Source organism: Micromonospora sp. NPDC048935 (assembly GCF_043197875.1).
Taxonomy (GTDB): domain Bacteria; phylum Actinomycetota; class Actinomycetes; order Mycobacteriales; family Micromonosporaceae; genus Micromonospora.
Window position 1 is genome coordinate 158,692 of the sequence record NZ_JBICTZ010000001.1, and the last position, 23,702, is coordinate 182,393.

Here is a 23,702-nt window from a genome sequence, read left to right on the forward strand (position 1 = left end):
CCGTGGCGCGACCGCAGGTCGGGGGGCCGCGCCACGGTTGCCCGCGCGGTCAGGGAGGCTGGGCTGATGAGCGACGCCACCGCCCTGACCGCCGACCGCATCCTCGACACCGCCGAGGAGGTGCTGCGCCGGTACGGGCCGGCGAAGGCCACGGTGCTGGACGTCGCACGTGCGCTGGGCGTCAGCCACGGCAGCGTCTACCGGCACTTCGCCAGCAAGGCGGCCCTGCGCGAGGCGGTCGCCGAACGTTGGCTGGCCCGGGTCTCCACCCCACTGATCGACGTGGGCACCGGCCCCGAGCCGGCCGCCCAGCGGCTGCGTCGGTGGCTGGCCGAGCTGAGCGGCACCAAACGCCGGATGGCCCGGGAGGACCCGGAGCTGTTCGACAACTTCCACCAGCTCGCCACGCTCTCCGAGGGTGCCGTCGCCAACCACCTGGAGGTGCTCGCCGGTCAGCTCAGCCTGATCGTCGCGGACGGGGTGGCGGCCGGAGAGTTCAGCGTGCCCGACGCGGCGGTGGCCGGGCGGGCGCTGCTCCAGGCCACGGCTCGGTTCCACCACCCGTCCCACCGCACCGAGTGGACCGACCCCGGCCTCGACGACGACCTGTCGGCAGTTGTCGACCTGCTCGTCGACGGGCTGCGTACCCGCACGGCCGGGTGAGCCGAACCCTCGATCAGAGCGGGACGGCGGCGAGCAGTCGGTCGCGCAGCACGGCGGCGCGCTCGGCGAACCCGCGCTGCGCGGCGGCGTACTCCGCCCGCCCGTCGGCGGTCTCCACCCGCACCGCCGGGTAACCCAGCGCGGCCAGGTCGTACGGGCTGGCCCGCATGTCCAGGGTGCGGATCTCCCGAGCCAGCTCGAAGCAGTCCGCGACCAGCTCGGACGGCACCAGCGGCGACAACTTGTACGCCCACTTGTACAGATCCATGTTGGCGTGCAGGCAGCCCGGCTGGTCGAGTGCGTGCTGCGTCTCCCGGGTCGGGGTGAGCAGATTCAACGAACGGGCCGGCGGTGTGAAGAACCGGAACGCGTCGAAGTGGCTGCACCGCACGCCCCGCTCCTCGACCACCGCGGCGGTCCGTTCCGGGGTCAGCCGCAGCGGCCAGGCGTTGTGCCGCAGCTCCTCGTGGGTCTGCCGGTAGACCATCGCCCACTCGTGCATGCCGAAGCAGCCGAAGTGTGGCGCCCGCCCGGCGGTGGCCGTCAGCAGGGAACGGATCCAGGCGATCGACTCGCTTCGCCGCCCGCGTACCCCATCGGTGTCGAGGGTGACCCCGGCGGTGGTGGCGCGGTAGTCCCGGCCGAACCCGGCCGGATCGGCGTCGCGCAGCTCGACCCCGGCGCCCGGGTGCCAGCGACGGAGCTGGGCCGGGCGGTGCGAGTAGTAGGTGAACAGGAAGTCGGCCACCGGATGCCGCTCACCGCGGCGCCGGCGGGCCAGGTGCGGGGTCAACCAGACGTCCACCCGCTCCTCGTGGGCACGCCGGCGGGCCTGCCACGCCGCCGCGTCGAGCACGGCGGGGGCGAGGGCGGCGGTCACGCACCCAGGGTACGACCGCCGCCCGCGCACCCGGTCAGGGCATGTGCACCCGCACGCCGGCGGAGAACACCCCGCTGCGCAGCTCCAACTGCTGGGGCGCGTCCCGTCCGTCGACCGGGAACACCAGCGGCAGCACCATCCGGCTGCCCGCCGCCATCGGGTCGGCGAAGATGTCCCGACCCAGGTTGGCCGCCCGGGTGGCCGACTCGTCGGTGCTCACCCAGCGCCCGCCGGGCAGGTACGCCCGTTGCAACTGACCGTGCCAGGGCTGCTGGTCACCTGTGACGTTGCGCACGCCCACGGTGGCCTGGCAACGTCGGCCGTTGGCCGGGGCGGCACCGCCGCCGGCCGTCCCGGCCGTGCCGCAGGACATCCGGTACACGGTGAACTCGAACGCCGACTCGCGAAGTGGCACACCCACCGGCCCGGTGACCCCGTTGCCCATCCACGCGCCGCTGGTGGGCTGCTTCTGCGTGTCGATCGCCGAGACCCGCCGGGTCGCCGTCCAACCCGCGGTGCCGACGATGCCCGCGAGGAGCACCACGGCCGCGCCCACCACCAACCAGACCGGCGGGGTACGCCGACGCCGCGGCGCACCCGGGGCTGCCGGGCGCGGATAGATCGTCCCGCGACCACCGTCGGGCCCGCCCCCGCTGGCCAGTGCGGCGGCCCTGACCCGGCCCGCGCGCCGCCGTCGCCACACCCACGCCAGGGCGGCGCCGATCAGCAGCAGGACCGCCAGGCCGGCGAGCAGCACCGGGTACCGCCGCCAGGGCGGCGCCTCGGTGACCTCGGCCGCCGGGGCCGCCGCCGCCTTCCAGGTTGCCGTGGCGCAGTCGTACGGACGGGTGCCGTCACTGGTGAACGCGCAGGCCGGCGCGGTCAGCGGCTGACCGGGCGCGGTCGCGGCGAGCGCGGTGCCCAGCGTGGTGCTGCTGTGCGCCGGCAGCCTCAACCGCCAGGTCACCTCGGTGGTCGACCCGCCAGCCCGGGTGGACCGTCCGCCTGCGCTGATCGCGGTCGGCGACGACCCGGCCGGCAACTCCTGGCGCACCGTGGTGTCCACAGGTGCGTTGCCCACGTTGCGCACCTGGATCCGGTACCTCGGTGCGGGGCTGGTCTCCGGCGCGACCGCCACCGTGACCTGCTGCGGGGGTGCCGACGCCGGTGCCCGGGACGGAGGCCCCATCGCCGGTGGCGCCGAGGGCGGGGTGGGTTCGACGGCCACCGGCGCGACCACCGCGACAGGTGGCCGCGTGGTCGTCGCCGGCGCGACCGTCGCCACCCCGGCCGGCACGGCGCCCGGTCGCGTCGCGACGCCCGGTGGTGGTGTGGGCGTGGCCGGTGCTGCGTGCGCGTTCACCGGCACTGGCGCGGCGGGTGGTGTCGGTGTGGCAGGTGGTCGCGGCGCGGCCGGTGGTGCGTGCGCGGGCGGCGCCTCCGGGGCCACCGCCGGCAGGGCCGGCACGGCGGCGAGGATGCCGAGGCAGTGGACGACCACTGCGAGGGCTCTGTGGTGTCGTGTCGATGCAGGCATACGAACGAACCTCCGGAGCCGACGCTAGGGGCGCGCCGGCTCCGTGCGGGTACGAAGTCGGGAACCCCGCCCCGGTCACCTCCCGCACCGGTAGGCTGCCGCCCGCTGACGGGTTGAGCACACCCCACGGCCGGTCCTGGCCGGTGGAGGTGCCGGCGGGGCTAGATTGGCCGGGTGCGTATCGCTCGTTTCGCCCATGCCAAGGGAATGTCGTTCGGTGCCGTCGAAGGCGAAGCGGAGGCCGGGCCGGAGAGCCTGACCATCGCCGAGATCGAGGGCCACCCGTTCGGCAATCTGTCCTTCAGCGGGGCCCGGTGGGCCCTTTCCGACGTTCGGTTGCTCTCGCCGATCCTGCCCAGCAAGGTGGTCTGTGTCGGTCGCAACTACGCCGACCACGCCGCCGAACTCGGCAACGAGGTGCCCAGGGAGCCGCTGCTCTTCCTCAAGCCGTCCACCTCGGTGATCGGCCCCCGGGACGCCATCCGACTGCCGATCTTCTCCAAGCAGGTCGAGCACGAGGCGGAGCTGGCGGTGGTGATCGGGGCGCCGGGCGCGCGCCGCGCCGACCGGGCTGCCGCCGAACGCGCCATCTTCGGCTACACCTGCGCCAACGACGTCACCGCTCGGGACCTTCAGCGCTCCGACGGGCAGTGGACCCGGGCCAAGGGCTTCGACTCGTTCTGCCCGATCGGCCCGTGGATCACCACCGGCCTGGACGTCTCCGACCTGGAGATCCGGTGTGAGGTGGGTCGCAACCCGGAGGAGATGGAGGTACGCCAGCTCGGCCGCACGAAGGACATGGTCTTCGACGTGCCGGGCCTCGTGTCGTACATCTCGCACGTGATGACTCTGCTGCCCGGTGACGTCGTCCTCACCGGCACTCCGGCAGGGGTTAGCCCGCTTGTCGAGGGGGATACGGTCACCGTGCGGATCGAGGGCATCGGGGAGCTCAGCAACCCGGTGGTTCCGGTCGCCTGATCGGTCGGATGCCCCTGTTTCCGCAGCTCACGGGCGGTTCGGGGGGATCCGATTTGGCCTGCCGGCACGGGGAGGGTAAAGTTCACCCCCGGCGCCGCAAGGGGCCAATGGGGTATGGGGTAATTGGCAGCCCGACTGATTCTGGTTCAGTTAGTCTAGGTTCGAGTCCTGGTACCCCAGCGCTACCGGAGTTCGCGAGAATTCCGGACGCTGGATTCTGACGGAGTTCGACTCCGCCCCTCCGGGGGGCGGAGAGTGGTCTCCGGCAGAGTGCAGCTCCTCCGCCCGCAGGGGTGGGGGAGCGAAAAGTGGTTCTGGCCCCGTCGTCTAGCGGCCCAGGACGCCGCCCTCTCAAGGCGGTAGCGCCGGTTCGAATCCGGTCGGGGCTACATCGTGCACAGCCCGTCTCACCTGGTGAGGCGGGCTGTTTTCGCGGTATGGGCCCGGGAGCTGCCGTGCTCCCCGTGCCTCGCTGCCGCGGGCCGGTAACCCCGGCTGCCGGGGCCTGCACCCCGCGCTCGCCGCAACCGGCGGTGCCGCTAGACTACATCCGCACCGCTCGCGAGGGCGGTGAACAGGAAGTTCTGGCCCCGTCGTCTAGCGGCCCAGGACGCCGCCCTCTCAAGGCGGTAGCGCCGGTTCGAATCCGGTCGGGGCTACACCCAAAGGCTCATCTCGCTCCGCGAGGTGAGCCTTTCCCGTTCCCACGCCTCCCAGCCCGGGTGATCATGGGGTTAGCGGGCGCGACACGCCGTCACGCGTCACGCTAACCCCATGATCAACGCGGACCGGTGGGGGTGGGGTGGGGTGGGTGGGGGTGGGGGTGGGGGTGGGGTTAGAGGCCGGATAGGCGTTGGCCGGCCCGTACTACGGCCATGGCGTGGCGTTCGCCGGGGCGGCGGCCCAGGCGTTCGATCGGGCCGGAGATGCTGACCGAGGCGATCACCCGGCCGGTGCGGTCACGGATCGGGGCGGAGACGCTCGCCACACCGGCCTCCCGTTCGGCGACGCTCTGCGCCCAGCCACGGCGGCGTACCTCGGCGAGGGTTCGCCCGGTGAACTTGCTGCGCGGCAGCAGCGGCATCACCGCCTCCGGTGGCTCCCAGGCGAGCAGGATCTGGGCCGCGGAGCCGGCGGTCATCGGCAGCACCGAGCCGACCGGGACGGTGTCCCGCAGGCCGCTGGCGCGTTCCGCCGCCGCCACGCAGATCCGTTCGTCGGCACGGCGCAGATAGAGCTGGGCGCTCTCCCCGGTGGCGTCCCGCAGCGCGGCCAGCAACGGCTCGGCAGCGGTCAGCAGAACGTCCGGTGCGGCGTTCGCCAGCTCGCCCAGGCGAGGCCCGGGGCGCCACCTGCCCTGGGTGTCCCGGACCAGCATCCGGTGTATCTCCAGGGCCTGGGCCAGCCGATGTGCGGTGGCTCGGGGCAGCTTGGTGCGATCAACGAGTTCGGCCAGGCTGGCGCCGTCGACACAGGCGGCCAGGATGACCACCGCCTTGTCGAGAACGCCGACACCGCTCATACTGTGTCCCACAAGCCGAAACTTACCTCCCAGAATTTAGGATGTCCAGATGGTGGGAGTCACTCCTGAGCCGAGGACCCTGGCCGAGAAGGTCTGGGACGCACACGTCGTACGATCCGCCGCTGGTGAGCCGGACCTGCTCTTCATCGACCTGCACCTGCTGCACGAGGTGACCAGCCCGCAGGCGTTCGACGGATTGCGTCTCGCCGGGCGCCGGGTGCGTCGTACCGACCTGACCCTCGCGACCGAGGACCACAACACCCCGACCGGGTACGCCGACCCGGCGTTTCGCCTCCGCCGTGGTGACCTGCTCACCATCGAGGACCCCACGTCGCGTACGCAGATCGAGACGCTGCGCCGCAACTGCGCCGAGTTCGGGGTGCGGCTGCACCCGCTCGGTGACGACAACCAGGGCATCGTGCACGTGATCGGCCCGCAGCTCGGTGTCACCCAGCCGGGCATGACGATCGTCTGCGGCGACTCGCACACCGCCACGCACGGCGCGTTCGGCGCGCTTGCCTTCGGCATCGGCACCAGCGAGGTGGAGCACGTGCTGGCCACCCAGACGCTGCCGCAGAGCCGACCGAAGACGATGGCCGTGAACGTCACCGGCCGCCTCGCCCCCGGCGTCACCGCCAAGGACCTGGTGCTCGCGCTGATCACCCAGGTCGGCACCGGCGGGGGGCGCGGGCACATCGTCGAGTACCGCGGCGAGGCGATCGAGGCCCTCTCCATGGAGGGGCGGATGACGATCGCCAACATGTCCATCGAGTGGGGTGCCAAGGCCGGCATGATCGCGCCGGACGAGACCACCTTCGCGTACCTCAAGGGTCGGCCGAACGCGCCGCAGGGCGCGGACTGGGACGCGGCGCTGGCCTGGTGGCGGACGCTGCCCACCGACGAGGGCGCCCGCTTCGACGCCGAGGTGACACTGGACGCCAGCCGGATCACCCCGTTCGTCACCTGGGGCACCAACCCGGGGCAGGGGGCGCCGCTGAGCGCGCCGGTGCCGGACCCGGAGGACTTCGTCACCGACTCGGAGCGCACCGCCGCCCGCCGCGCCCTGGAATACATGGACCTGCGCCCCGGCACGCCGCTGCGGGAGCTGCCCATCGACGTGGTCTTCGTCGGGTCCTGCACCAACGGTCGACTGGAGGACCTGCGGGCCGCCGCCGACGTGCTGCGCGGCCACCGGGTCGCCGACGGGGTCCGGATGCTCGTGGTGCCCGGTTCCGCAGCCGTCCGGGAGGCCGCCGAGGCCGAGGGGCTGGACAAGGTCTTCGCCGACGCCGGGGCCGAGTGGCGGTTCGCCGGCTGCTCCATGTGCCTGGGGATGAACCCCGACACGCTGAAGCCGGGCCAACGCTCCGCCTCCACCTCGAACCGCAACTTCGAGGGCCGTCAGGGCCGGGGTGGGCGCACCCACCTGGTCTCCCCGCCGGTCGCCGCCGCCACCGCCGTGGTCGGCCGGCTGGCCGCCCCCGCCGACCTGTAGAAGGGACCGAGGAGATGGACAAGTTCACCACCCACACCGGCACGGCCGTGCCGCTGCGGCGGTCCAACGTGGACACCGACCAGATCATCCCCGCCGTGTACCTCAAGCGGGTGACCCGCACGGGCTTCGCCGACGGGTTGTTCAGCGCGTGGCGGGAAGATCCGACATTCGTTCTCAACGATGAACGCTATTCCGGTGCGTCGATCCTGCTCGCCGGCCCGGAGTTCGGCACCGGCTCCTCTCGGGAGCACGCCGTCTGGGCCCTGCGGGACTGGGGCTTCCGCGCGGTGGTGGCACCACGCTTCGGCGACATCTTCCGGGGCAACGCCCTCAAGGAAGGTCTGTTGCCGGTCGAGCTGGAATTGAAAGCCGTCGAAGAGCTGTGGGACCTGGTCGAGGCGGATCCGACCACCCCGGTGACCGTCGACCTGACCGCCCGCCAGCTCCGGGCCGGCGACGCCACCTGGTCGTTCCCGCTTGACGACTTCAGCCGCTGGCGGCTGCTGGAGGGCCTCGACGACATTGGACTCACCCTCCGCAACGTCGACGACATCGCCTCCTACGAGGCCCGGCGACTGCCGTTCCTGCCCTCCGTGGCATAGCCGTACGCCCGGCCGCACAGCGGATTTCACCCCCACCGGTCCGACCGGTGGGGGTGAATCCGTTACGACACAAGGGCTTTTTTCTACCGAATGTTTGTGTCCCGGCAGCACAGGGCATAACGTGCGCGCAGAATGGCTCGCGACGAGTCAGTTGCACAATCGGGAGGAAGTCGTGAACAAGGCCGAGCTCATCGAGGCGCTCGCCGTTCGCCTGGGGGACCGGAAGACGGCGACGAACGCCCTCGAGGCGGTCCTCACCGAGGTCCAGGCGGCGGTCACCAAGGGCGAGAAGGTGGCGATCACCGGATTCGGAGCGTTCGAAAAGCGTGTGCGTGGCGCGCGAACAGCGCGCAACCCGCGGACCGGCGAGGCGGTGAAGGTCAAGAAGACATCCGTCCCGACCTTCCGCCCCGGCGCCGGTTTCAAGGAGATGGTGGCCAGCGGCAAGGTGCCGAAGGCCACGGTGGCGGCGAAGAAGACCGCCACCACCACCGCCGCGGCCAAGACGGCCGGCACCAAGGCGGCGGGCACCAAGACGACCGGCAGCAAGGCGACAAGCGCCAAGGCGACAAGCGCCAAGGCCACGGGCGCCAAGGCCACCACGGCCAAGGCGGCCAGCAAGAAGACCGCCCCGGCCAAGGCGAGCAAGACCGCCACGGCGACCAAGACGGCCGCCAGCAAGAAGACCGCCCCGGCCAAGGCGAGCAAGAGCACCACGGCGACCAAGACGGCCGCCAGCAAGAAGACCACCGCGGCGAAGAAGACCACCGCGGCGACCAAGTCGGCAGCGGCGAAGAAGACCACCGCGGCGGCGAGCAAGAGCACGGCGGCCAAGAAGGCCCCGGCGAAGAAGGCGGCCAGCAAGCGCTGACCGACCTTCTCCGAAAGGGCGTCCACCCGTTGGTGGACGCCCTTTCGGCGTACGGGTAGCCGTTGACCCGATCGGCCCGCTCGCGCAGAATCGCCGTGCCGGCCCCCCTCCGCCGGTCCGCCGACGGGAAATGGGGCGCCGGTGCGCTACCGCCAGGTCACCACCGGGACGCTCGCGCTGGGCGTCCTGCTCCTCGTCGACGTGCTGCGCGTCTGGCTGCCCGGCATCATCACCATCTTCGGTCAGGCGGCCTCCACCCCGGCCGAGCTGATGGGCGCGTTCGCCCTCGGCTGGTTCGTGCTCGCGCTGGGCGCACCCGCGGTGGTCCGTCGGGTGGGCGCCCGCCCGGTCACGGTCGTCGCCGCCGTCGTGCTCGCCCTCGCCCGGCTCGTGCTCACCACCGCCCCCGGCGGGCGTACGCAGCTCTGGCTGGCCACCGCCGGGCTGCTCGCCGGGCTGGTCTGGCTGGTCGGTGTCGCCGCCGACACCGACCGCCCGGTCCCGGGGCTGGCGTTGGGGTTGGCGGTCAACGCGGCCCTGCACGCGGTGCTGGACACCGTCGACCTGGTCTGGCGGGGCGACTGGGTGGCCTGGCTGCTCAGCTGCGTCGCCGTGGCGCTCTTCCTCTTCGGCACGATCCGACCCGGCCCTCGGGCGGAGGCAGAGCGGGCCGACGAGCCGCGGGCCGACGTGGCCGGGGTCGGCGGGCGGGCGGGCGCTGGTGGCGTCCGGGCCTGGCTGTTGGCCGGGCCGGCGCTGCTGCTGGCCGGGATGGTGGCGCTCTCCCCGGCGCTGGCCCGGACCGGGATGTCGTACCTGGTCGCCGGTGACGGTGTGGCGCGCTCGCCGCTGCTCGGCATGGCACCGGTGCCGGTGGCGGTCGCGGGGTTCCTGTACACCGCCCTGACCCGGCCACCCGAGCGGTGGGGCCGAGCGTACGGGCCGGCGGCACTGTTGGCTGGCGCCGTGCTGTTCGCCCTCGACCAGGGTGACCTGCTCCTCCCGGCCATCCTCCTGGCCGCCGTCGGTCTCGGCGCCTGCCTCGCCCGCACCGACGACGCCACCGACCCGAACGGCGGCACCGCTGACGCTGCCGGCACCGCTGACGCCGCCGGGGATGACCGGCGGTGGGCGGCCCGGCGGGGGTACGCGGTCGCCACCGGCATGCTCGTCTTCGCGCTGGGGGCGGTCGGGTACTACTCCGCCTACGACCTCGGGTACCCCAACGCGGCGGTGCCCGTGCTGGCGGCGGTGCTGGTCGCCGTCGTGGCGTTCGCCGCCCGTCCCGTCGCGCACCGCCTCCCCGGGCCGTTTCCGCCGCTGCGGGCCACGGCCGCGGTCACCGCGCTGGCCCTGCTCGCGCCGGTGCTCGCCGACGACGTGCCGGTGGCCAGCAACCGCGAAGGTCCGCCGGAGCGGCTGACCGTGGTGGCGTACAACATCCGGATGGGTTTCGGGCTGGACGGACGGTTCGACCTGACCGGGCTCACCGAGGCCGTCGACAGGCAACGGCCCGACGTGGTGGTGCTCAGCGAGGTGGACCGGGCCTGGCTTCTTAATGGCGGGCACGACACCCTGGACCTGCTGGCCGACCGGCTGGGCATGGCGTACGTCTTCGGGCCGGCCGCGGACCCGGTCTGGGGCGACGCGGTGCTCAGCCGTTGGCCGGTCACCGACCTGCGTACCCGTGCCCTGCCGGCCGTCGGGGCACCCACCGGCGCGCAGGCACTCGCCGTCACGCTGGACCTCGGCGCCGGCGTCCGTACCGCCGTGGTCAGCACCCACCTGCAACCTCCACCCGGGCAGGGTCCGGTGGTCCAGGCCCGCGCGGTCGCCACCTTCGCCACCGAGTACGCGGCCGGCCGGCCCCTGGTGGTGGCGGGCGACCTGAACACGGAGCCGGGTGACGAGGCGTTCGAACAGTTCACCTCGGCCGGCCTGGTCGACGCGTTGGCAGCCGCCCGGCCGCTGGCGACGAGCCCCGCCGACGACCCGCGCGAGCAGATCGACCACGTCTTCGTCTCGCCCGGCCTCACCGCCACCAACCCGGTCGCGCCCCGCGGCACGGCCAGCGACCACCTGCCGGTCGCGGTGACCCTGACCCTCCCGCCCCGCTGACCGTGCGCCAGCGCGGCGGCGCTAGAGGCGGTCGGCGGCGAGCAACCGGTCGCCGCTGAAGGCGAGCAGCCAACCGCCGCCCTTGGGGGTGGTGAAGTCCTCGTCGGTGCGGCCGGTCAACCGTTGCAGGGCACCCGGCAGCACCTTGCCCTGGCTGCACACCGCCACCTGCCCACCGGCGCTGGCCAAGCCCAGCACCGTGGCGGCGGTGGCGAGGATCTGCTCGTCGGGCTGCTGGCCGGGCTGTGGCTCGTCCAGGTCGCCGCAGACCTCGATCGGCAGGTCGAGCAGCGTGGCGGCCGGGCCCAGGGTCTGCACGCAGCGTCGCGGCGACGCCGACACCAGCCGGGCCGGTCGGATCAGGGCGATCAGGCCGGCCAGCACGCTCGCCTGGGCCCACCCCTCGGCGTCCAGGGGCCGGCCGACGTCCGGGCCGGACCAGGTGGCCCGTTTCCCGGCGTGCGCGTGCCGGACCAGCGCGACAGTCGCCGTCACCGCCGGCAGCGCGGCGAACGCCGCCAACACCTCGGCGTCGTGCGGGTAGCTGACCAACTGGATCGCGTCGTCCACGGCGAGCCAGCGCATGTCGTCCACCTCGGTGTCCGGTTGGAAGCCGCCGCTGGCCACCGCGAGCATCGACCAGTAGTCGACGAGCTTGGCCTGCCCCTCGCTGCGGTACCGCACCGACGGCAGCCGGACCTGCGGTACGCCCCGCACGTCCGCCTCCTCGGCCACCTCGCGGACCGCGGCGGCGAGTGCGTGCTCACCCGGCTCCAGCTTGCCCTTCGGCAGCGTCCAGTCGCCGTAGCGGGGGCGGTGCACCACGCAGACGCGCACACCGTCGGCCGACGGCCGCCAGGGCACCCCGCCCGCCGCCCGGATGCCGGTCACGGCAGCCAACTGGTCCGCCGCCGTCGGGTGGCCCGGTGCCAGACGTCCGGGAACCGGGCCCGCATCCGGCGTACCGACTGGCGTTCGCGCTCGGCCAGCCGCCCGGCGGTGACCGCCAGGTCGTGGTCGTCCGGCCGCTCGGCGGCGATCTCCAGCCAGGTGTCCGCCGCCACCGCCGCATCCTGGTGCTCGCCGAGCACGTCCTGCACGCCGGCGAGGGCCCGGGACAGCCGGCGCGCACCCTTGCCGACGGTCGAGGCCACCGCGTTCACCGCGTACCGGGCCTGTTTGCCCTCCTTGCGGACGGCGTGCCAGCGGTCGTCGGGTGACTGGGCGTCGAGCCCGTCGACGCCGTCCGGCCCGGTCAGCCGCCGCCAGGGCCGGGCCACCAGCGCGGGCAGCACCTGCGCGGCAGGGGCAGCCGCCCCGCGGGTGAGCCGGGGCGCGGCGGCGGCCAACACCAGCGAGTCCACCAGGGCCAGGTAGCGCGGGGAGCGCAGCGCCTCGTCGATGCCGGCCTGCGCCCGCCGCTGCCGTTGGGCGAGCACCTCGTCCAGCCGGTCCACCGCGCCCTGGTCGAGCGGGCCGAGCGGGTCGGCGCTCGCGGTGTCGCGCAGCCGCTCGCGCAGCACCTCGGCGTCGCGGGCCGCGCCGAGGACACCGGCCAACCAGCGCAGCTCGTCGCGCAGCGGGCGGGACCAGGCCCTGCGGAGCAACGGCTTGAAGGTACGCAGATCGCTGCGCAGTCGTCGGCAGGCCACCCGCATCTGGTGCACGGCGGTGTCGCCACCGCCCGCCGGGGCGCGCAGCCGGACCAGCGGGTCGTGCGCCAACAGTCGGCGGATCTCCTTGCGGAGCGCCTCGGTCACCACGTCGCCGGCGCTCGGCTCGGCGGCCAACCCGGCCGGCGCGACCAGGTCCGGCTCTGCCTGCGCCGGCGCGCCCAACGCCCGTACGTGCTTCGGGGTGAACGTGCCGCTCTGGGCGCCCGCCTCGCGCAGCACCGCGCCGACCCGGTCGAGCAGCGCCCGGTCGCCGGACTTGAACTCCACCTCCAACTCGCGGAACGTGCCGGTGGCGGTGCCGGCGTCGTCGAGCACTGTCACCCGGTCGTCCACCACCTCGGCGAGCACCGTGCCGGCGCGGTCACACACCTCGTACGCGTGCCGGACCGTCCGGACCACCGTCACCGGGGCCAGCGGTGCCCCCCGGTGCAGGACGGTGACCAGCTCGACCAGCTCCGGTGGCGGCTGGCCCTTGGGCCCGGGGCGGGAGATCTCGTGCCGGACACCCGGCGTACCGGTGGGAAGTTTCACCGTCCAGGGCAGGTCGTCGCCCCGGCGGTGGCGCAGCGAGGCACCGGCGCGGGCCAGCCGCAGGTCGACCGTGTCGAGGTAGCGCGCAACGAGCGTCACCGGTGGCAGCTCCCGGACCCGACCCCCGGCCGGGGCTGTGGGGACCAGGTCCGGCAGCACGTAGGCGTCGTCCACCTCGTACTTCTGTTCCTCCTCGACCATCAGTTCAGCCTATGCGCTGATCGGTCAACTGGCCGTGCCACCGACCCGGCGCAGCAGCAGTTCCTGCAGGTGGGCCCGCGCTTTCGTGTCCTCGCCGGTACGCCGGGTCCAGGTGCCGTCACCAGCCAGTTCGAACGCGTCCACATCGGGGCTCATCGCGGCGGTCAGCACCTGGTCCAGCTCGGCGCGGGCGATCGGGTCGCTCACCCGTACCAGCGCCTCCACCCGGCGGTCGAGGTTGCGGTGCATCAGGTCGGCGGAGCCCATCCAGAACTCGGCCTCGCCGTTGTTGCCGAACCGGAAGACCCGGGAGTGCTCCAGGAAGCGACCGAGGATCGAGCGGACGCGGATGTTCTCCGACAGGCCCGGCACCCCCGGGCGCAGTGTGCACATGCCCCGGATGAGCAGGTCGACGTGCACGCCGGCCTGGGAGGCCCGGTACAGCGCGTCGGTCACCCCCTCGTCGACAAGCGAGTTGACCTTGAACTGGACCAGGCCGGGCATGCCCAGTCGGACGTGCGAGATCTCCCGCTCGATGCGCTCGATGAGCCCGCTGCGGATGCCCTGCGGGGCGACCAGCAACCGCCGGTACGCGGTCTGCCGGCTGTACCCGGTGAGCACGTTGAACAGGTCGGTCAGGTCCGCGCCGATCTCCGGGTCGGCGGTGAGCATGCCGAAGTCCTCGTACAGTCGGGCCGTCTTCGGGTGGTAGTTGCCGGTGCCGATGTGGCAGTAGCGGCGGATCTGGTTGCCCTCCTGCCGGACCACCAACGCGGTCTTGCAGTGCGTCTTCAGGCCGACCAGGCCGTACACCACGTGGCAGCCGGCGCGTTCCAGTGTGCGGGCCCAGCCGATGTTGGCCACCTCGTCGAACCGGGCCTTCACCTCCACCAGCACCACCACCTGCTTGCCGGCGGCGGCGGCGTCGACCAACGCGTCGACGATCGGGGAGTCGCCGCTGGTGCGGTAGAGGGTCTGCTTGATGGCCAGCACGTCCGGGTCGGCGGCGGCCTGCTCGATGAAGCGCTGCACGCTCGTCGCGAACGAGTGGTACGGGTGGTGCACCAGGATGTCCCCGTCGCGCAGGGTGGAGAAGACACTGCGTGGCACCTCGCCCTCGGCGAGCCGGGGGTGCGTGGCCGGCACGAACGGCGGGTCCTTCAGGTCCGGCCGGTCGGCCTCGCCGTAGACCTGCCACAACGCGGACAGGTCCAGCAGGCCGGGCACCCGCAGCACGTCCTGGTCGTCCATGTCCAGCTCGCGGACGAGCAGCTCCAGCACGTGGTCGGAGATCGACGCGGCGACCTCCAGGCGGACCGGTGGGCCGAACCGTCGCCGGGCCAACTCCCGCTCCAGGGCCTGGAGTAGGTCCTCGTCGCGGTCCTCGTCGACCTCCACCTCGGCGTTGCGGGTGACCCGGAACAGGTGGCACTCGACCACCTGCATGCCGCTGAAAAGCTGGCCGAGGTGCACCGAGATCAGGTCCTCCACCGGCAGCATCCGCACGCCCGGCTGGTCCCGGTCCACCCGGACGAAGCGGGGGACGTTGTTGGGCACCTTCACCCGGGCGAACAGCTCTGAACCCCCGTCCGGGTCGCGAACCGCCACCGCCAGGTTCAACGACCGCCCCGAGATGTACGGGAACGGGTGCGCCGGATCCACCGCGAGCGGGGTGAGCACCGGGAAGATGTGCTCCCGGAAGTAGGTGCGCAGCCGCTCCCGTTCGGGGTCGCCCAACTCGGCCCAGCGCAGGATGCGGATGCCCTCGTCGGCCAGTCCGGGCAGGATGTCGTCGACGAAGCAGGCGGCGTGGCGGGCGACCAACTCGGCGGTCCGCTCGGCGATCAGCTCCAACTGGGTACGCAGGGGCAGCCGGTCCCCGCCGCGCACCGGCAGGCCGGCGGAGAGCCGCCGCTTCAGCCCGGCGATGCGCACCATGTAGAACTCGTCCAGGTTGCTCGCGAAGATCGCCAGGAACTTGGCCCGTTCCAGCAGCGGGGTGCGCTGGTCCTCGGCCAGGGTGAGCACCCGGGCGTTGAAGTCGAGCCAGGAGAGCTCCCGGTTGAGGAACCGGTCCTCCGGCAGCGGCGGGGCCGCCGGCGGTTCGTCGTCGTCCTCCTGGTCGCCGGCCGGTAGGTCGCTCGGCAGGACCGGGTGGACGGCACCGGCGGCCGGGCCGTCCGCCTCGATCACCGGCGCGGGGTCGAGGACCTCGTCCAGCCCGGAGGAGGCACCACCGGGGTCGTCGGCGAGGGTGTCGGCGCGGGCGGCGCCGGCCCGCTCGGCACGGGACGGGCGGAAGCGGCCGTCGGCGCCGCGGGCGCGGGAGCCGTTGCGAAGGTCGGTGGCGGGCGGGTTGGCCGGGTGCTCGCGAGGGGTGCTCACCCGCTCATAATCACCCGATTACGGTAAACGTAAAATGAACTTGGGCTCGCCGGGTCAGATCATCGTCGGCAATGTCACCCGGACGACCTCGCCGTCGGGGTCGGTGTCGATGCGAACCCGCTGGCCGAGCCGGAGAAGCCGCAGCCCGGAGGCGTCGAAGGCCCGGGCGGGGAAGCGCATCTCGGTGCCGTCGTCGAGCAGCAGGACCCCGCTGCGCGTCGCCGCGTCATAGCTGGCCACCGTGCCCTGCATGCTGGCACCGTACACCCGGCGGGTCCGCCCGCAGTGCCGGCCCGGCGGGTCAGCCCGCTGTGCGGGCCCGGCGGGTCAGCCCGCAGTGCGGGCCCGGCGGCCGGCGGTGACCAGCGCGGCGGTGCGCGGCCCCAGCCCGAGTCGCGCGGCGGCGGTCAGGTCCGCGGCGGTGTCGACGTCCCGGCGCAGGCTGGGCCAGTCGCCGACGAGTGGCAGCGCCCCGCTCGCCTCGTGCGCGACCGCCGAGTCCACCCCGAAGCGGGGATCCAGCGAAACACCGGGCGGGGTGGTGAGCAGCACCGTGCCGGTGCCTGGCGCGTCCGGCACGAAACGGCGTACCGCGGGTCGCCCGTTGCGCGCGGCGAGCAGCGCGCCGGCCAGCTCGGCGGGGCGCAGCGCCGGCAGGTCCGCCGTGAGCCCGGCCACCCACCCGGCGGTCGTCGCGGTCGCGCCGTGCCGGAACGCGGCGTTCAGCCCGGCGGCCGGCTCGTCGGGCAACACCCGCGCGCCGGCGGCCCGCGCCACATCCCCCACCCGGGCGTCGTCGGTCACCACCAGGGCCTCGGCGACCGCCGGGCAGGCCAGCACCGCGCGGAGCGTGTCGGCCGCCAGGGCCAGCGCCAGCTCCTCGTGGGGTACGCCCGAAAGTGCGCCCCGCAGCCGGCTCTTGGCCACTGCCAGATGCTTCACCGGCACCACCACGGCCCACCTCGGCTGACTCACGCCCGCAATCCTGCCAGCCTTACGGCGGGACCCTCGCTGGCCGTACCGGGGGCGAGCAGGCATGATTTCCGCTGCGGGTGTCGCGGGCGGGTTTCGCGGCGGGGTTGGGGCGCGACGAGGAGGCAGAGTGGCACGGCGGAGGCTGGGGTTCTGGCAACGGTTCGCCGTGGGGCTGGTGAAGCCGGTGATGACCGTGTGGACCCGGCGGACCTGGCGTGGCCAGGAGCACCTCCGACGCGACGGAGGCATGATCATCGTGGCGAACCACATCTCGCACGCCGACCCGCTGGTCTCCGCGCACTTCATCTACGATTCCGGGCGCTGGCCGCAGTACCTGGGCAAGGCCAGCGTGTTCCGGGTGCCGGTGGTCGGCTGGATCCTGCACCGGTGCCGGCAGATCCCGGTCGAGCGGGGCAGCGTCGACGCGGTCCGCTCACTGGACTCCCTGGTCGCCGCACTCGACCAGGGTGGCGCCGTGGTGATCTACCCGGAGGGCACCACCACCCGACAGCCGGAGCTGTGGCCGATGAAGGCCAAGACCGGGGCCGCCCGGCTGGCTCTGGCCACCGGCGCTCCCGTCGTACCGGTGGTGATGTGGGGGCCGGAGCGGCTCTTCGACCCGCGGACCAGCCGCGTCAACCCGCGCCCGCGGATCCCGGTGACTGTGGTCGCCGGGGAACCGATCGACCTGAGCCGGTGGGCGGATGCCCAGCCGACCCGGGTCACCCTCGAGGAGATGACGGACACCATCATGTTGCGGCTGCGGGACATGCTCGGCGAGATCCGCGGCGGCACCCCGCCGCCGCTGTGGGCGCGACCGGCCCGGTCCTCCGCCGGGCACGAGCAGCAGGGTGAAGCGGCGTGAACGGGCGAGGCGTCCGCTCCGGCGCCGGGGCCGCCCCGACGCGCTCCGGAGCGGTCGCGTGACCGGCCACGTCGCGGTGCTCGGTGCCGGTTCCTGGGGCACCGCGTTCGCCAAGATCCTCGCCGACGCGGGACGGGACGTGACGGTGTGGGCCCGTCGTGCGCCGGTCGCCGAGAGCATCCGCACCCAGCGCCGCAACCCGGAGTACCTGCCCGGTGTGCTGCTGCCGGCCCGGGTCACCGCCACCGGCGACGCGGCCGAGGCGATCACCGGCGCCGAGGTGGTGGTGCTGGCCGTGCCGTCGCAGACCCTGCGCGGCAACCTCGCCGAATGGGCCGGGCACCTGCACCCCGACTCGACACTGGTGTCGCTGATGAAGGGCATCGAGCTCGGCACCACCAAACGGATGAGCGAGGTCATCGTGGAGACCGCCGGGGTCGCCGCGGACCGGGTGGTCGTCGTCTCCGGCCCGAACCTGGCTCCGGAGATCGCCGCCGAGCAGCCCGCCGCGACAGTGGTCGCCGGGACGAACAGCCACCGCACCGTGCTCGTGCAGTCGTCGATCCGGACGCCGTACCTGCGCCCGTACACCAACGACGACGTGATCGGCTGTGAGCTGGGCGGGGCCGTCAAGAACGTGATCGCCCTGTCGTACGGCATCGCCACCGCGATGGGTTTCGGCGACAACACCCGGGCCATGCTGATGACCCGGGGGCTGGCCGAGACGGCCCGGCTGGGCGTGGCGCTCGGCGCGGACCCGATCACCTTCGCCGGCCTCGCGGGCATGGGCGACCTGGTTGCCTCCTGCTCGTCGCCGCTGGCCCGCAACCGCACCTTCGGTGAGCATCTGGGCCGCGGTGAGACGCTGGAACAGGCCCAGGCCGCCACCCGGCAGACCGCCGAGGGTGTGAAGAGTTGCCTGGCGATCCGGGACCTGGCCCGGGCGCACGGTGTGGAGATGCCGATCACCGAGCACGTCGAACGGATCTGCCACGAGGGGATGGACCCGCGCCTCGCCGTGGAGACCCTGATGAGCCGGACCGCCAAACCCGAGTCGTACGAATGAGGACCCGATGAGCGAACTGGGCGACGGCACCCGCTGCGTACGCGCCGGCCTGCCCGAGCCGGCACCGGGGGACCCGTTCCTGCCCGGGCCGGTCTTCGCCGCGCCGTACCACCTCGACCCGTGGCAGGGCCAGGGCACGTCGCCGAACGGCTACGGTCGCCCGGACAACCCGACCCGACGGCTGCTGGAGGCGGCCGTGGGCGAGTTGGAGGGTGGGGACTGTCGGGTCTTCGCCACTGGTCAGGCGGCCATCACCGGGACGCTGCTCACCCTGCTTCGCCCGGGCGACACCGTGGTGCTGCCCGCCGACGGTTACTTCCCGGTCCGGGCGTTCGCCACCGCCGTGCTGGAGACGATCGGTGTGCGGGTGCTCTTCGTGCCGACCGTGGGGCCGTATCCGTCCTTCGAGGGCGTCCGGCTGGTGCTTGTGGAGACCCCAGCCAACCCGGGTCTGGACGTGGTCGACGTCGCCGCCCTGGCGGAACAGGCCCACGCCGCCGGTGCGCTGCTCGCGGTGGACAACACCACGGCCACCCCGCTCGGTCAGCGTCCGCTGGACCTCGGTGCCGACCTGGTGGTGGCCTCCGGCACGAAGGCGCTCACCGGCCACTCGGATCTGCTGCTGGGCTACCTGGCAAGTCGTTCCGCCGAGGTGATCGACGCCGTGACGACCTGGCGTACCGGCACCGGCTCGGTCCCGGGCGCGTTCGACGCCTGGCTGGCACATCGGTCGCTGGCGACCCTCGACCTGCGCCTGGGCCGGCAGAGCGCGAACGCCGCAGCCGTCGCCGACCTGCTCGCGGACCGGCCGGACGTGACCGGCCTGCGCTGGCCGGGGCGGCCGGACGACCCGGCGTACCCGGTGGCCTCGGCGCAGATGCGCCGGATGCCCGGGGTGCTCTCCTTCGACCTGGGTGACGCCGACCGGGTCGGCCGGTTCATCGCGGCCGCCCGACTGGTGGCGGCGGCCACCTCGTTCGGTGGGTTGCACACCACGGCGGACCGGCGGGCGCAGTGGGGCGACGACACCGCCCCCGGCTTCGTCCGGCTGTCCTGCGGTGTGGAGGACACTCCCGACCTGGTGGCCGACATCGCCGCCGCGTTGGACGCCGCCGGGCCGGTCTGAGGGGACCGGTGGCATCCATCGACCGGCTCTCCCTCGTACGCCGGCTGCGCGCCGCCGGCTGCGTCTACGCCGAGGACGAGGCGGAGTTGCTGCTGGCCGCCGCGGACACCCCGGCGGTGCTGGCCGACCTGACCGACCGACGGGTGGCCGGCGAACCGTTGGAGTACCTGCTCGGCTGGGCGGAGTTCTGCGACCGGCGGATCGCCGTCGACCCGGGTGTCTTCGTGCCGCGCGCCCGGACCGCCCTACTGGTCGAGCTGGCGGCCGAGGTGACCGGCCCGGCCCCGGCCGTCGTCGACCTCTGCTGCGGCTCCGGGGCCACCACGGTCGCGCTGGCGCACCGGCTCGCTCCGCGCTGGCTGGCCGCCGCCGACATCGACCCGGCGGCCGTGGCGTGCGCCCGCCGCAACGTCGTGGGGCTCGACGTCGAGGTGTACGAGGGTGACCTGTTCGCGCCCCTGCCCGCGCGCTGGCGGGGTCGGCTGGACCTGGTGGTGGCCAACGCCCCGTACGTGCCGACCGACGCGGTGGCGCTGATGCCGCCGGAGGCGCGGCTGCACGAGGCCCCGGTGGCGTTGGACGGCGGCCCGGACGGGCTGGCCGTGCTGCGCCGGGTGGGCGTCGAGGCGGCCGACTGGTTGGCGCCCGGTGGGAACCTGGTCGTCGAGGCCGGCGTCACCCAGGTGGCAGCGCTCTGCGCGGCGTTCGAGGCAGCCGGGCTGGTGCCGGACGTGCGGCATGACGAGGACCTGGACGCCACTGCCGTGACCGCCCGACGCCCCGACTGAGAGCGTTGCGGATGGCGCGGGGTCGGCCCCTTTTCGGTGGAGGCCGGGGCCTGTTGGCCGGGACCTCTCTGCGTGCCCGCGTCGCGGATGACGCCGGGTCGGCTCCTTCTTGGCGGAGGCCGGGGCCTGTTGGCGGGGCCCCTTTGTGTGCCCGCCAACGGGGATGGCGCCGGGTCGGCTCCTTCTTGGTGGAGGTCGGGGCGTGTTGGCGCGGACCTCTTTGTGTGCCCGCGTCGCGGATGGCACCGGGTTGGCTCCTTCTCGGTGGAGGTCGGGGCCCGCTGGCCGGGACCCCTTTGTGTGCCCTTTGCTCTGCACCCGCCGGTGCACCAGGAACGGTCCGTAACTGGTGCGTCGGCGGGTGCAGAGCGAAGGGGGAATAAGAGGGGGGCGGGGGCGCGATCCGGCGGTGGCGTCACGGCACCGTCGAGCGGACTGCGCCGGGCGCGAGACCGGACTTTTCGCTCAAACGGGGCGTGCGGTGACGCGTGCTGGCACCTCTGCCACCTGGCGGGCGGCCGGGCGTGGCGGGGGAGAGGGGTTGGCACTAGCCTCGGCTCACACTCTTACGGGCGGGAGGCGGTTTCGGTGGGCAGCGCAGGGGTGCCGGTGGTCGTCGGGCTGGACAACGGCGGCACCAGCAACAACGCCACCGTGCTGACGGTGGACGGCCGCTTCCTCGTGGACGGGCTGTTGGAGATCCCCAGCGAGGTGCGGTCCGGGCCGGAGACGGCGATCGAGGCGCTGGCCCAGGCTCTGGACGGTGCCCTGGCGCAGACCGGCGTGCCGCGGGAACTGGTCCGGGCGGTGGGGCTCGACACGCCCGGCCCGGCGAGTGCCGACGGCGTCATCTCGTCGCGGGGTTCCACCAACTTCTCCCAGCCGGCCTGGCGGGGCTTCGACGTGCGGGGCGCGTTGGAGCGACGGCTCGGCCTGCCGGTGATTTACCACAACGACGGCAACGCCGCAGCGCTCTACGCCCACCACGTCCACTTCGGCGACGACGCGATGAATCGCTCGTCGGTCTCCGCGATCGTCGGCACCGGGCTCGGCGGCGGTGTGGTCGAGAGCGGCCGGGTGATCGCCGGTGCCGCCGGGATGGCCGGGGAGCTCGGTCACGTGCACATCCCGCTGGGTGGGCTGCTCGGCCCGGGGCAGGGGGAGCCCAGCTGCGCCTGCGGCTTCACCGGGGACGTGGAGAGCATCGCCTCGCTGACCGGCATCGAACGCAATCTGCTGCCGTACTGGCTGACCCGCTATCCCGACCACCCGCTCGCCGCCGAGCCGGTGGCCCGGGCCGCGAAGTTGGTCCGCGGGTACGGCGAGCGCGGGGACGCCCTCGCGCGGGACCTCTTCACCCAGCAGGCGATGGCGCTGGGCCGGCTGTTCACGGTCGCGGCGAACTTCACCGATCCGCACGCGTACTTCGTCGGTGGTGGGGTGGTGGAGGCGGCGCCGGAGTTCCGCGACTGGTTCCTGGCGACGGTCCGCGAGCACACCGTGCTTCGGGAGGAGCAGGCGGCGGTGGCCACCTTCGCGCTGGTGCCGGACCGGGACATGGCCGGTGCCCGGGGCGTGGCGATCGCCGCGTTGGAGGCGCTGCGTGCCGTCCCGGAGTCCCGCCCGCTCGTCGCCTGACCCCGGACCCGCCCCGCCCCGGCCGCCGCGCCCGGTGGTCAGCGGGGCGGCGGTCGGGGCGGCAGGTTGGTGGTGCGGCCGGTCGGGTCAGCGGTGCGGCCTCCCGGTCACCGCAGGGGTGGTGCCTGGGCGAAGGCGGCCCAGGCGGCCGGCGGGAACAGCAGTGCCGGGCCGGCCGGATCCTTGGAGTCGCGGACGGCCACCAGCCGCGGGATCGCGGCTACCTCCACGCAGGCGCCCTCGTCGCCGCTGCGGCTGCTCTTGCGCCACGCCGCCGCGGACATGGCCGCTGTGATCGTCGGTGTCATCGGTCTTACCGTCCCTTCAGGGCTGTCAGGAGCATTCCGCGGCTGTCGGCCGGGCTGAGTGCCACACTTCGGAGATGCTCCATGATCTTGGTGCAGGTCCGCGTCTCGCCGGCTCGGTCGAGGATCATCTGGCCGGCGACGGTCTCCACCGAGGCGATGATCGGATCCTCCGGATCGGCGAACTCGAGGATGTGCAGCGAGCCTCGGGTGCCCCGGTGGTAGCCGGCGGAGAGCGGGATCACCTGAACGGTGATGTTCGGCAACTCGGCCATCTTGACCAGGTGCCGCAGTTGGCCGTCCATCACCGACTGGTCACCGACCGGGCGTAACAGCGCGCCCTCGTCGATGATCGCGTCGAGGATGGGCGGGTCGTCGCCGGTGAGCCGCTGTTGCCGATCGAGTCGGACCTTGACCCGCTGCTCCACCAGGTCGTCGCCGAGGGTGTGCGGGCCACCGCGCATCACGCCCCGGATGTAGTCGGCGGTCTGGAGCAGGCCGGGCACCACCGAGGGCTCGAAGTTGGCGATGGCGGTGGCCTCCGCTTCCAGCGCGATGAAGTCGATGGTGCGCGGATCGAGCAGGTAGGAGTACGAGACCCACCAGCCTGGCTTGCGGGCGTCCTTGGCGAGTTGCACCGCGGCAGCCACCTCCTCGGCACCGACCCCGTACGAGGTGAGCAGCGCGCGCACGGTGGCCGGGGTGATCAGGGACTGGGCGTTCTCGTACCGGGAGAGGGTGCTGCGGGTGCTGTTGATCTCGTCCGCCGCGGTCTCCAGCGTCAGGCCGGCGGCTTCCCGGTGGTGGCGCAGGGCGATGCCGAGCCGGCGGGCACGGGCTGTCTTCGGGGCCATGCATCGATGGTCGCACACATTCGTGAGAACGTCTGCATGGGAGAACACCGATGAGAGTTGCATTCATGGCTGTCCACGTGTCAATCTGTTAGCGCGTCCTCACCGCCGGTTGTCGTGGCGACGGTGGTGGTGAGCGACCGGAGGGATGGGGCGCGCGGCGATCGGGTTTCTCCCCCGTGCCCGATCGTCGCGTGCCGCGCCATCCCGGTCCGCCGGAAGGAGACGACGACGTGCGTACCGTTCCGGAGCCCTCCGCCGTGCACCTGGTCGGCCCTCGATGACCCGCTTCCTGGTCGTGCTCACCGACGTGCGTGCGGTCGAGGGCATCGACCGCGACGAGCGGACCGCGCCGGAGCGCCGACGACAGGTGGTTGGCGCCAGCAGCCGGGAGGCCGCCGACCGGATCGCCGGAGCGTTCATGGCGCTGGGGATGGTGCGCGCCGGCCGGCAGCGGGTCAAGGTGATCGCCGTCGGCCGCCGGCACTCCCGCGACTGAGCTGGCACGGTGACCGATCTGTCGTACGGCAATAGTGCCGTTACGCACCGTATATCCCATGCTGGCCGATTGCCGTGTCGCGCTGCGGCTCGCCGGGTATCGCCTCGCCCCATCGCCACGCACAGTAAGG

General features: G+C 73.3%; 22 protein-coding genes and 3 tRNA genes. 15 read left to right on the forward strand and 10 right to left on the reverse strand.

Features of this window, described 5'->3' with window-relative positions; all coding sequences use genetic code 11:
• The first annotated feature begins 66 nt into the window (after positions 1–66).
• Positions 67–663, forward strand: coding sequence for a TetR family transcriptional regulator (locus tag ACGFIW_RS00715; RefSeq protein WP_393310203.1), 597 nt, complete (start codon positions 67–69; stop codon positions 661–663).
• Positions 664–676: 13 nt separating this feature from the next.
• Here ACGFIW_RS00715 and ACGFIW_RS00720 read toward each other — a convergent pair whose 3' ends face one another.
• Complete coding sequence (locus ACGFIW_RS00720) at positions 677–1,543, reverse strand: 3-methyladenine DNA glycosylase (protein WP_393310205.1); 867 nt, start codon at positions 1,541–1,543, stop codon at positions 677–679.
• 34 nt (positions 1,544–1,577) lie between these two features.
• Positions 1,578–3,080, reverse strand: coding sequence for a hypothetical protein (locus ACGFIW_RS00725; RefSeq protein ID WP_393310207.1), 1,503 nt, complete (start codon positions 3,078–3,080; stop codon positions 1,578–1,580).
• Between the two features lie 174 nt (positions 3,081–3,254).
• On the opposite strand from ACGFIW_RS00725, the gene ACGFIW_RS00730 reads away from it, so the two are divergent.
• The 4 genes from ACGFIW_RS00730 to ACGFIW_RS00745 all read left to right on the forward strand — a co-directional run bounded on the left by ACGFIW_RS00730 (position 3,255) and on the right by ACGFIW_RS00745 (position 4,717).
• On the forward strand, positions 3,255–4,058 hold the full coding sequence (locus ACGFIW_RS00730; protein WP_393310209.1) for a fumarylacetoacetate hydrolase family protein: 804 nt from the start codon (positions 3,255–3,257) through the stop codon (positions 4,056–4,058).
• A gap of 108 nt (positions 4,059–4,166) precedes the next feature.
• A tRNA-Gln gene (locus ACGFIW_RS00735) sits at positions 4,167–4,238 on the forward strand.
• A gap of 136 nt (positions 4,239–4,374) precedes the next feature.
• Positions 4,375–4,447 (forward strand) — tRNA-Glu (locus ACGFIW_RS00740).
• A 197-nt stretch (positions 4,448–4,644) separates the two neighbouring features.
• Positions 4,645–4,717, forward strand: a tRNA-Glu gene (locus ACGFIW_RS00745).
• Between the two features lie 176 nt (positions 4,718–4,893).
• Here ACGFIW_RS00745 and ACGFIW_RS00750 read toward each other — a convergent pair.
• Positions 4,894–5,580 carry an IclR family transcriptional regulator gene (locus tag ACGFIW_RS00750; RefSeq protein ID WP_110562481.1) on the reverse strand — a complete coding sequence of 229 codons (687 nt, stop codon included), beginning with the start codon at positions 5,578–5,580 and terminating at the stop codon, positions 4,894–4,896.
• Positions 5,581–5,629: 49 nt separating this feature from the next.
• Here ACGFIW_RS00750 and leuC point away from each other — a divergent pair, with 49 nt between their 5' ends.
• From leuC to ACGFIW_RS00770, 4 genes are all read left to right on the forward strand, one after another.
• Positions 5,630–7,075 carry a 3-isopropylmalate dehydratase large subunit gene (leuC, locus tag ACGFIW_RS00755; RefSeq protein ID WP_393310211.1) on the forward strand — a complete coding sequence of 482 codons (1,446 nt, stop codon included), beginning with the start codon at positions 5,630–5,632 and terminating at the stop codon, positions 7,073–7,075.
• A gap of 14 nt (positions 7,076–7,089) precedes the next feature.
• Positions 7,090–7,677 carry a 3-isopropylmalate dehydratase small subunit gene (gene leuD / locus ACGFIW_RS00760; RefSeq protein WP_393310213.1) on the forward strand — a complete coding sequence of 196 codons (588 nt, stop codon included), beginning with the start codon at positions 7,090–7,092 and terminating at the stop codon, positions 7,675–7,677.
• A gap of 172 nt (positions 7,678–7,849) precedes the next feature.
• Complete coding sequence (locus tag ACGFIW_RS00765; RefSeq protein WP_393310215.1) at positions 7,850–8,548, forward strand: HU family DNA-binding protein; 699 nt, start codon at positions 7,850–7,852, stop codon at positions 8,546–8,548.
• 141 nt (positions 8,549–8,689) lie between these two features.
• On the forward strand, positions 8,690–10,666 hold the full coding sequence (locus ACGFIW_RS00770) for an endonuclease/exonuclease/phosphatase family protein (protein ID WP_393310217.1): 1,977 nt from the start codon (positions 8,690–8,692) through the stop codon (positions 10,664–10,666).
• A gap of 21 nt (positions 10,667–10,687) precedes the next feature.
• Here ACGFIW_RS00770 and ACGFIW_RS00775 read toward each other — a convergent pair whose 3' ends face one another.
• The 5 genes from ACGFIW_RS00775 to cofC all read right to left on the reverse strand — a co-directional run bounded on the left by ACGFIW_RS00775 (position 10,688) and on the right by cofC (position 16,434).
• Positions 10,688–11,566, reverse strand: a complete 879-nt coding sequence (locus tag ACGFIW_RS00775) for an NUDIX domain-containing protein (protein ID WP_393310219.1) — start codon at positions 11,564–11,566, stop codon at positions 10,688–10,690.
• Positions 11,554–13,074 (reverse strand): CHAD domain-containing protein, encoded by a 1,521-nt coding sequence (locus tag ACGFIW_RS00780; protein ID WP_393310221.1) that lies wholly within the window; start codon positions 13,072–13,074, stop codon positions 11,554–11,556. The genes ACGFIW_RS00775 and ACGFIW_RS00780 overlap by 13 nt, the downstream gene beginning before the upstream one ends.
• A 24-nt stretch (positions 13,075–13,098) precedes the next feature.
• Positions 13,099–15,459 (reverse strand): RNA degradosome polyphosphate kinase, encoded by a 2,361-nt coding sequence (locus tag ACGFIW_RS00785; RefSeq protein ID WP_393310223.1) that lies wholly within the window; start codon positions 15,457–15,459, stop codon positions 13,099–13,101.
• A 54-nt stretch (positions 15,460–15,513) separates the two neighbouring features.
• Positions 15,514–15,711 (reverse strand): cold-shock protein, encoded by a 198-nt coding sequence (locus tag ACGFIW_RS00790; protein WP_030335323.1) that lies wholly within the window; start codon positions 15,709–15,711, stop codon positions 15,514–15,516.
• A 75-nt stretch (positions 15,712–15,786) separates the two neighbouring features.
• Positions 15,787–16,434 (reverse strand): 2-phospho-L-lactate guanylyltransferase, encoded by a 648-nt coding sequence (cofC, locus tag ACGFIW_RS00795; RefSeq protein ID WP_393310225.1) that lies wholly within the window; start codon positions 16,432–16,434, stop codon positions 15,787–15,789.
• 127 nt (positions 16,435–16,561) lie between these two features.
• On the opposite strand from cofC, the gene ACGFIW_RS00800 reads away from it, so the two are divergent.
• The 5 genes from ACGFIW_RS00800 to ACGFIW_RS00820 all read left to right on the forward strand — a co-directional run bounded on the left by ACGFIW_RS00800 (position 16,562) and on the right by ACGFIW_RS00820 (position 21,917).
• Positions 16,562–17,299, forward strand: coding sequence for a lysophospholipid acyltransferase family protein (locus ACGFIW_RS00800; RefSeq protein WP_393310227.1), 738 nt, complete (start codon positions 16,562–16,564; stop codon positions 17,297–17,299).
• A 58-nt stretch (positions 17,300–17,357) separates the two neighbouring features.
• Positions 17,358–18,365 (forward strand): NAD(P)H-dependent glycerol-3-phosphate dehydrogenase, encoded by a 1,008-nt coding sequence (locus ACGFIW_RS00805; protein WP_393310229.1) that lies wholly within the window; start codon positions 17,358–17,360, stop codon positions 18,363–18,365.
• A gap of 7 nt (positions 18,366–18,372) precedes the next feature.
• Positions 18,373–19,491: a cystathionine gamma-lyase gene (locus ACGFIW_RS00810; RefSeq protein ID WP_393310231.1), complete on the forward strand. Its 1,119-nt coding sequence runs from the start codon at positions 18,373–18,375 to the stop codon at positions 19,489–19,491.
• Complete coding sequence (locus ACGFIW_RS00815) at positions 19,488–20,279, forward strand: putative protein N(5)-glutamine methyltransferase (RefSeq protein ID WP_393311207.1); 792 nt, start codon at positions 19,488–19,490, stop codon at positions 20,277–20,279. Before ACGFIW_RS00810 ends, ACGFIW_RS00815 begins: the two co-directional genes overlap by 4 nt.
• Positions 20,280–20,867: 588 nt before the next feature.
• The gene (locus tag ACGFIW_RS00820; protein ID WP_393310233.1) at positions 20,868–21,917 is read left to right on the forward strand and encodes an ROK family protein; all 1,050 of its coding nucleotides are present in this window, start codon (positions 20,868–20,870) and stop codon (positions 21,915–21,917) included.
• A 107-nt stretch (positions 21,918–22,024) separates the two neighbouring features.
• On the opposite strand, the gene ACGFIW_RS00825 is transcribed toward ACGFIW_RS00820, so the two are convergent.
• Together ACGFIW_RS00825 and ACGFIW_RS00830 are read right to left on the reverse strand one after the other, a co-directional pair.
• Positions 22,025–22,225: a DUF397 domain-containing protein gene (locus tag ACGFIW_RS00825; RefSeq protein WP_357077728.1), complete on the reverse strand. Its 201-nt coding sequence runs from the start codon at positions 22,223–22,225 to the stop codon at positions 22,025–22,027.
• Positions 22,226–22,230: 5 nt separating this feature from the next.
• The gene (locus ACGFIW_RS00830; RefSeq protein ID WP_355032174.1) at positions 22,231–23,076 is read right to left on the reverse strand and encodes a helix-turn-helix transcriptional regulator; all 846 of its coding nucleotides are present in this window, start codon (positions 23,074–23,076) and stop codon (positions 22,231–22,233) included.
• 277 nt (positions 23,077–23,353) lie between these two features.
• On the opposite strand from ACGFIW_RS00830, the gene ACGFIW_RS00835 reads away from it, so the two are divergent.
• Positions 23,354–23,572, forward strand: coding sequence for a hypothetical protein (locus ACGFIW_RS00835; RefSeq protein WP_110562466.1), 219 nt, complete (start codon positions 23,354–23,356; stop codon positions 23,570–23,572).
• The last annotated feature ends 130 nt before the right edge of the window (positions 23,573–23,702 follow it).